Source organism: Quisquiliibacterium sp. (assembly GCF_982640115.1).
Genome location: NZ_CEXFHW010000187.1, coordinates 1 through 7,346, shown reverse-complemented (window position 1 = coordinate 7,346; position 7,346 = coordinate 1). Strand labels below are relative to the sequence as shown.

Here is a 7,346-nt window from a genome sequence, read left to right as displayed (position 1 = left end):
GATCGAGGCCCGCCTGGGTGAACTGGTGCAGTCGATCGCCCAGGGCTTCGGCGCGCGGGCCCGCGTGGAATACACCCGCATCTATCCGGCCACGGTCAACTCGCAGACCGAGGCGCTGTTCGGTCAGGAAGTCGCCCGCGAACTGGTCGGCGACGAAAACATGGTTGCCGACCTCGATCCGAGCATGGGCTCCGAAGACTTCGCCTTCATGCTGCTGCGCCGGCCGGGCGCCTATTTCCGCATCGGCCAGGGCGGGACCGACAGCGGCTGCTTCCTGCACAACACCCGCTACGACTTCAACGACGCCATCCTGCCGCTCGGCGCCTCGCTGTTCGTCAGGCTGGTCGAGCGCTCGATGCCGCTCGGATCCTGACCCGACCCTCACCCCATCTCCAGGAGACACCTCATGATGCCTCGACTGCGACGCCTCGCCCTCGCGCTGGCCACCGCCACCGCTGCGGCCATGCCGCTCATGGCCACCAGCCCGGCGGCCGCGCTAACCTTCAAGGTGGCCGACCAGGGAGACGCGCTCTCCATGGACCCGCACTCGCTGAACGAGTCGCTGCAACTCTCGTTCACCGGCAACATCTACGAGCCGCTGGTCGCGCGCGACAAGAAACTCGGGCTGATCCCGGGTCTGGCAACGGCCTGGAAACAGACCGATCCAACCACCTGGCGCTTCGACCTGCGCAAGGGCGTGAAGTTCCATGACGGCACCGACTTCACCGCCGACGATGTGATCTTCTCGTGGAAGCGCGCGGCGGGCGAGGGCTCCGATGTGAAGACCTACGTGGGTGCGATCAAGGACATCCGCAAGGTCGGCCCGCACACGATCGACATCATCACCAACAGCCCGTTCCCCATCCTGCCCGACGTGCTCTCGCTCTGGTACATCATGAGCCAGAGCTGGTGTGTCGCCAATCAGGCCACGCAGCCGGTGGACAAGCGCAAGGGCGTGGAGAATGCCGCCTCGTTCCGCGCCAATGGCACTGGCCCGTTCCGCCTGAAGGCGCGCGATCCCGGCGTGCGTACCACGCTGGCGCGCTACGGCGCGTACTGGGACAAGATCGACAGCAATGTCGACGAGGTGGTGTTCACCCCCATCGGCAACGACGCCACCCGGGTGGCGGCGCTGATCTCCGGCGAGATCGACATGATGCAGCCGGTCCCGGTGCAGGATGCGGCCCGGCTTGCTCAGAATCCGGCGCTCAAGATCATGCAGGGCCCGGAACTGCGCACCATATTCCTGGGCATGGACCAGAAGCGCGACGAGCTGCTGTTCTCGAATGTCAAAGGCAAGAACCCGTTCAAGGACAAGCGGGTGCGACAGGCCTTCTACCAGGCGATCGACATCGAGGCGATCAAGACCCGCATCATGCGCGGCGCGGCTGCGCCGACCGCGCTGATGGTCGGCCCCGGGATCAAGGGCTTCGTGCCGGATCTCAACAAGCGCCTGCCCCACGATCCCGAGGCCGCCCGCAAGCTGCTGGCCGAGGCCGGCTACCCGAACGGGTTCGAGGTCAAGATGAACTGCCCGAACGACCGCTATGTGAATGACGGTGAAATCTGTCAGGCGGTGGCAGGCATGCTGGCCCGCGTCGGGGTGAAGATCACCCTTGAAGCCGAAAGCAAGGCCACCTACTTCCCCAAGATCCTGTCGCGCAACACCTCGTTCTACCTGCTGGGCTGGACGCCGGGCACCTATGATTCGCACAACCCGCTGTTCGCCCTGATGGCGACGCCGGCTGCGGGAGGCCAGGGCCAGTTCAATCTGGGCAGCTACAGCAATCCGAAGCTTGACGAGCTCACCGCGAAGATCGCGAGCGAGACCGATCAGGGCCGCCGCAATGCCATGATCAGCGAGGCCTTCAAGCTGCACGCCGATGATGTCGGGCACCTGCCGCTGCACCAGCAGGCTCTGGCCTGGGGCATGAAGAAGTCGGTCGATCTCGTCCAGTTGCCCGACAACTTCAATCCCTTCAAGTATGTGGTGATGAAGCCCGAGGCAGGCAAGGCGGCAGGCAAACGCTGATGGGCGCAGCGCTGGCGAGATTCCTCGATGGTGATGTCTGGCACAGCTTCCGGCGCAGCCCGGTGGCCGTGCTGGCCAGCATCGTCGCGATGGTCATGGTGCTGGGCGCGGCCTTCGCGCCTTGGCTGGCGCCGCATCGGCCCTTCGATCTCGCCTCGCTGTCACTGAACGACTCGTTGTTGCCCCCGGCATGGATCGGTGAAGGCCAGTGGCGATATCTGCTCGGTACCGATGACCAGGGACGGGATGTGCTGTCCACCATCCTCTACGGGTCGCGCATCTCGTTGCTCGTCGGTCTGGCCTCGGTGGTGCTGGCCATGGTGCTCGGCGTAGGACTCGGACTGCTCTCGGGTTATGCCGGCGGCCGCCTTGATGCCTTCATCATGCGCGTGGCCGATGTTCAGTTGTCCTTCCCTGCGATCCTGATCGCACTGCTGATCGACGGCGCAGCACGGGCCATCCTGCCTCGCGACGCACACAGCGACACCCTGGCCTTGCTGGTGCTGATCGGCTCCATCGGGCTGGCCAACTGGGTGCAGTACGCCCGCACCGTACGCGGCTCCACCCTGGTGGAGAAGAACCGCGAGTACGTGCAGGCCGCCCGAGTCATCGGTGTGCCGGCCTGGCGGATCATGATGACCCATGTCCTGCCCAACGTTCTGGGTCCGGTTCTGGTGATCGCCACCATCAACATCGCCACCGCGATCATCACCGAGGCCACGCTCAGCTTCCTGGGCGTGGGTGTGCCGCCCACGTCTCCCTCGCTGGGCACGATGATCAACAGCGGCAACAACTTCCTCTACTCGGGTGAGTGGTGGCTGGTGGTGTTTCCGGGTCTTGCGCTGGTGATGCTGTGCATGTCGGTCAACCTGATCGGCGACTGGCTGCGCGATGCGCTCAACCCGAGGCTGCGCTGATGCTGCCGCGATAGCGCTGCGGTGCTCGGGCTGGTTCGCTGACGAACCGCCCGCGCGCACACCGATCCCGGCCCGAATCCTCCTCATGCCGACCACCGCCGCAACGAGAACGCCTGCAGCCTGACAGTCGCCCCTGACCTTTCGCATTCTTCATGTCCGTCACCGCCATACCGTCAAAGACCGAGAGCCATCGGGTGCCGCTGCTCGAGGTGCGCCGGCTGCGCGTGGAGTTCGCGACCAGACGCGCGCTGCTCACCGCCATCGATGATGTGTCATTCGAGATCGCGGCGGGCGAGGTGCTTGGCGTGGTCGGAGAGTCAGGGGCGGGCAAGTCAATCACTGGCGCGGCCATCATCGGGCTGATCGATCCGCCGGGCCGCATCAGTGGCGGGGAGATCCTGCTCGAGGGGCGGCGCATCGACAACCTTCCGCCGGAGGCCATGCGGCGGGTTCGCGGCCGACAGATCGGCGCGATCTTCCAGGATCCGCTCACCTCGCTCAATCCTCTCTACAGCGTCGGGCGTCAGATAGCGGAGACCGTGCAGGTTCATCTTGGCCTGAGCGCAAGCCAGGCACGGCAGCGTGCCATCGAGCTTCTCGAAGCCACCGGCATACCCGGCGCGGCAAGCCGCGTCGACCACTATCCGCACCAGTTTTCAGGCGGCATGCGGCAGCGGGTGGTGATCGCGCTGGCGCTCGCGGCGAAGCCGCGGCTGATCATCGCGGACGAACCCACCACGGCGCTCGATGTCTCGATTCAGGCCCAGATCATCGGCCTCATCCGCCAGCTCTGCCGGGATCAGGGTACCGCGGTGATGCTCGTCACCCACGACATGGGCGTGATCGCGGAGACCGCCGACAGAGTGGCTGTGATGTACGCCGGGCGTATCGCCGAGATCGGTGCCGTCGCCGATGTGATCCATCGACCGCAGCATCCCTACACGCGGGGGCTGATGGGGTCGATTCCCAGCATCCATGAGCAGCGCGACCGGCTCGAGCAGATCGACGGGGCAATGCCCCGCCTGAATGCCATACCGAACGGCTGCAGCTTCCACCCGAGATGCGCCATGCGCACGGCGCGCTGCGAGCAGCAACGCCCGGAGCTCATGCGCGTGCGCCGAGGCGATGCCGAGCGTGCTGGCGGTTCGATGTCGGCATGCTGGTTGCATGTTCCGGAGCAGGGTGATTCATGAGCATCGAGCCTTCCAAGACCGTGACGAGCACCCAGCCTTCCAGGACCGTGATGAGCGTCCAGCCTTCCAGGACCGCTGAGGCTGGGCGCACCGGCGATGCGAAGCCCTCGCCGGTGGATGCCGGGCATCCGCCCGATGCAGCGGCTCGCGTCCCGCAGGGGTTGCCCACCCAGGCGCCGTCCGCATTCGTCGAGGCACGCGCGCTGTCGAAGATCTTCGATGTCTCTCCGCCCTGGCTGACCCGGGTGATCGAGCGCCGCCCGCGCCAGTTGCTGCGCGCAGTCGACGGGGTGTCCTTCACCATCTGCCGTGGCGAAACGCTGGCGCTCGTGGGTGAGTCCGGATGTGGCAAGTCCACGGTGGCGCGGCTGCTCGTGGGTCTTCACGCACCTAGCGCGGGTAGCGTCTTCTTCAATGGCGAGCCACTGGGCGCGGCCAGCCGCAGTCAACAGGAAGCGCGCCGGCAGCGCATACAGATGATCTTTCAGGATCCGTATGCCAGCCTGAACCCGCGCTGGACCGTCCGTGAGATCGTCGCCGAGCCACTGCGCGCGGCGGTGCGCTCGGGCCGGCCCGGTGTGCTGTCCGGGACTGCTGCAATCAACCGCAAAGTGGAAGATCTGCTCGCGCAGGTCGGGCTGTCTGCCGCCGATGGCGCGAAGTATCCGCATCAGTTTTCCGGGGGACAAAGGCAGCGGATCTCGATCGCCCGTGCCCTGGCCTCGGAGCCGGAGTTCCTGGTCTGCGACGAGCCGACGAGCGCGCTGGATGTGTCTGTGCAGGCGCAGGTTCTGAACCTGATGAAGGATCTTCAGACCCGGCAGTCACTGACTTACCTGTTCATCTCGCACAATCTTGCGGTAGTCCATCACGTGAGTGACCGTATCGGGGTGATGTACCTCGGCAGACTGGTCGAACTCGCACCCAAGCGCGCTCTCTTTCGCGAGCCCAGGCATCCGTACACACGCATGCTCATCGATTCCATCCCTGATCTGGCGGCCGATGGTCGGATTCGCACACCGGTGGCAGGAGAGGTCCCGAACCCGCTCGCGGCACCTCCGGGATGCACCTTCCACCCTCGCTGTCCGCTTGCCAGTGAACGGTGTCGACGGGAACGACCGGTACTGAAGCCTCCTGCGAATGCCGAGGAGGTCCTTGTTGCGTGCCATGCGATTGAGGAGAAGCGTGGTTGATCGCTGTCCAGGCCTGGTTGTCGAGCGGGGTCCGCTCTTGCGTGCAATCAGGTACTGAGCTTGTGGGGCGGCATGCCGCTTTGCGTGCCGTCAGGGACTGAGCACGAGGTCGCTGTACAGTGCTTCGGCGGTTGAGCGTGTGTTGTCGGTGTCTGTCAGCACGCCGATCCGCGTCAGCCTGCCAGGCGGTTCACCGAAGACCTGCATGAAGTCTTCGTGAATCCGGCGTTCATGGTTGCGCCAACGATTGAGGTCGGTGTCCCCACTGTCGACCACGAGCTTGCGGATGCGCTGTGTGTGCGGATTGTCGATGACCTGTCCGATAGGGTGGCGGTTTGCCCAGATGTACATCAGCGTGGCATACGGCAGCTCGCGTCCCGCAATCAGGCGTACCCGCTCCGCAAAGAGTCGATCCCGGACTGGCAGACGTTCCCAGGGCCCATCAAAACTGAGGACCACGCGAACCGGGGCATCCTCCGCTTCCGCTACGCTGTTGTCCGCATCGGGGATCAAGGCAGCAATGCGCCAGGCCCACCGCAGGCGGCTCCCAACAGACAGGCTCCTGTCGACTGGCGTCACCAGTCCCGACGCAGACTGGTCGGCCCGCGCTTGTAGAACCGTTCTGCCGTCATGTCGGACCAGAGCGTACTGGGTCTTGCGTTTGGTTCTGTGGAGAAGCCATTCTTCCCATCCCTGAGGAAGCGGACCACCCGGTCGTGCGGCTGAGAAGGGTGGGATCAGGCCTGTGGATCCCGCATCGCCATGGGGCAGAGCGCCATGGGGCAGAGCGGTTTCCCTCTGCGGTGGCAGTACGCCCGAGGTGTCTGCACCGGATCGGCGCTCGGGGGCTTCAAGAACGCCTGGCCCTGCACAGCCGGAAGCCACCAGCGCAGGCAGGACACCGAGCATGAGGCGCCGGCCTTGCACGACGTGTGGCTGTGCGCTCTCTGGAACACACATGAGGGCGGATGCGTGAGAAGCTGCACCGCTCGGCCTGAACATATCCCTGGTCAGTGCCGATGCAGCTGCGGATCCGGATTTGGGCACCGCGCGCTCCCGGTTTGACGCTGCGCTACCGGAGAACTCGAGATGCCTGCCTGCACTCGTGCTCCCGCTTAACCGCAAAAACGTGATCGTCTTTTCGCGAGCAGAGGATGGACGGTGGCGTCCCGGGCTGTTGCTTGCTGACTCGCCGGTGTTCTTCATGCCCCGAGCTTAGATCGCCCGGTGCAAGGCGTGGGAGTGGCCCATGCGGCGACAAGGGCTTGAGGTATTGCCCAAAAGAACAAACCCCCAGGGACAGCCCTGGGGGTTTGTGGAGGTTTGCCTGACGATGTCCTACTTTCACGAGCGAGATGCTCACTATCATCGGCGCTGAAGCGTTTCACGGTCCTGTTCGGGATGGGAAGGAGTGGTTCCACTTCGCTATGGTCGTCAGGCATGACTTGTCGCCTGCAGGAATCCCTGCAAGGCCAATCCTGGAAGAGAAGAAGTATTCGTTTGAACTGGTCGTGTCCGAAGACACTGGGTTGCGATCACAACGCAACATGCAGTAGCGCTGATCATTAGCAAAGTTATAGGGTCAAGCCTCACGGGCAATTAGTACTGGTTAGCTTAACGTGTCACCACGCTTCCACACCCAGCCTATCAACGTCCTGGTCTCGGACGACCCTTTAGGGGGATCAAGTCCCCGGGAGATCTCATCTTTAGGCGAGTTTCCCGCTTAGATGCTTTCAGCGGTTATCTCTTCCCCACAGAGCTACCCTGCGATGCCACTGGCGTGACAACAGGTACACCAGAGGTGAGTCCACTCCGGTCCTCTCGTACTAGGAGCAGGTCCCATCAAATCTCCAGCGCCCACGGCAGATAGGGACCAAACTGTCTCACGACGTTTTGAACCCAGCTCACGTACCTCTTTAAATGGCGAACAGCCATACCCTTGGGACCGGCTACAGCCCCAGGATGAGATGAGCCGACATCGAGGTGCCAAACACCGCCGTCGATATGAACT

General features: G+C 64.1%; 6 protein-coding genes and 2 rRNA genes. 5 read left to right on the top strand and 3 right to left on the bottom strand.

Translation table 11 applies throughout. The annotated features are described in order from the left end of the window. From AC2H6A_RS16470 to AC2H6A_RS16450, 5 genes are all read left to right on the top strand, one after another. Positions 1 to 373: M20/M25/M40 family metallo-hydrolase (locus AC2H6A_RS16470; protein ID WP_484274800.1), on the top strand; the 373-nt coding region annotated here is incomplete at its 5' end. 33 nt (positions 374 to 406) lie between these two features. Further along, positions 407 to 2,032, top strand: coding sequence for an ABC transporter substrate-binding protein (locus AC2H6A_RS16465; protein WP_484274799.1), 1,626 nt, complete (start codon positions 407 to 409; stop codon positions 2,030 to 2,032). Then, the gene (locus tag AC2H6A_RS16460) at positions 2,032 to 2,949 is read left to right on the top strand and encodes an ABC transporter permease (protein ID WP_484274798.1); all 918 of its coding nucleotides are present in this window, start codon (positions 2,032 to 2,034) and stop codon (positions 2,947 to 2,949) included. The genes AC2H6A_RS16465 and AC2H6A_RS16460 overlap by 1 nt, the downstream gene beginning before the upstream one ends. A gap of 152 nt (positions 2,950 to 3,101) precedes the next feature. Beyond that, a complete protein-coding gene (locus tag AC2H6A_RS16455) occupies positions 3,102 to 4,142 on the top strand; it encodes an ABC transporter ATP-binding protein (protein WP_484274797.1) in 1,041 nt (346 codons plus the stop codon). Next, the gene (locus AC2H6A_RS16450; protein ID WP_484274796.1) at positions 4,139 to 5,335 is read left to right on the top strand and encodes an ABC transporter ATP-binding protein; all 1,197 of its coding nucleotides are present in this window, start codon (positions 4,139 to 4,141) and stop codon (positions 5,333 to 5,335) included. The genes AC2H6A_RS16455 and AC2H6A_RS16450 overlap by 4 nt, the downstream gene beginning before the upstream one ends. A 90-nt stretch (positions 5,336 to 5,425) precedes the next feature. Here the strand turns inward: AC2H6A_RS16450 and AC2H6A_RS16445 are convergent, their stop codons facing one another. From AC2H6A_RS16445 to AC2H6A_RS16435, 3 genes are all read right to left on the bottom strand, one after another. Next, positions 5,426 to 6,244, bottom strand: coding sequence for a DUF3047 domain-containing protein (locus AC2H6A_RS16445; protein ID WP_484274801.1), 819 nt, complete (start codon positions 6,242 to 6,244; stop codon positions 5,426 to 5,428). A 416-nt stretch (positions 6,245 to 6,660) separates the two neighbouring features. Next, positions 6,661 to 6,774: ribosomal RNA gene (gene rrf / locus AC2H6A_RS16440) — 5S ribosomal RNA — on the bottom strand. A 139-nt stretch (positions 6,775 to 6,913) separates the two neighbouring features. Continuing rightward, positions 6,914 to 7,346: ribosomal RNA gene (locus tag AC2H6A_RS16435) — 23S ribosomal RNA — on the bottom strand; the annotation flags it as partial.

Bases quoted from the DNA above. Each gene is read 5' to 3' on its own strand.
- AC2H6A_RS16465 (WP_484274799.1), top strand. From the start codon at position 407: ATGATGCCTCGACTGCGACGCCTCGCCCTCGCGCTGGCCACCGCCACC.
- AC2H6A_RS16460 (WP_484274798.1), top strand. From the start codon at position 2,032: ATGGGCGCAGCGCTGGCGAGATTCCTCGATGGTGATGTCTGGCACAGC.
- AC2H6A_RS16455 (WP_484274797.1), top strand. From the start codon at position 3,102: ATGTCCGTCACCGCCATACCGTCAAAGACCGAGAGCCATCGGGTGCCG.
- AC2H6A_RS16450 (WP_484274796.1), top strand. From the start codon at position 4,139: ATGAGCATCGAGCCTTCCAAGACCGTGACGAGCACCCAGCCTTCCAGG.
- AC2H6A_RS16445 (WP_484274801.1), bottom strand. From the start codon at position 6,244: ATGCTCGGTGTCCTGCCTGCGCTGGTGGCTTCCGGCTGTGCAGGGCCA.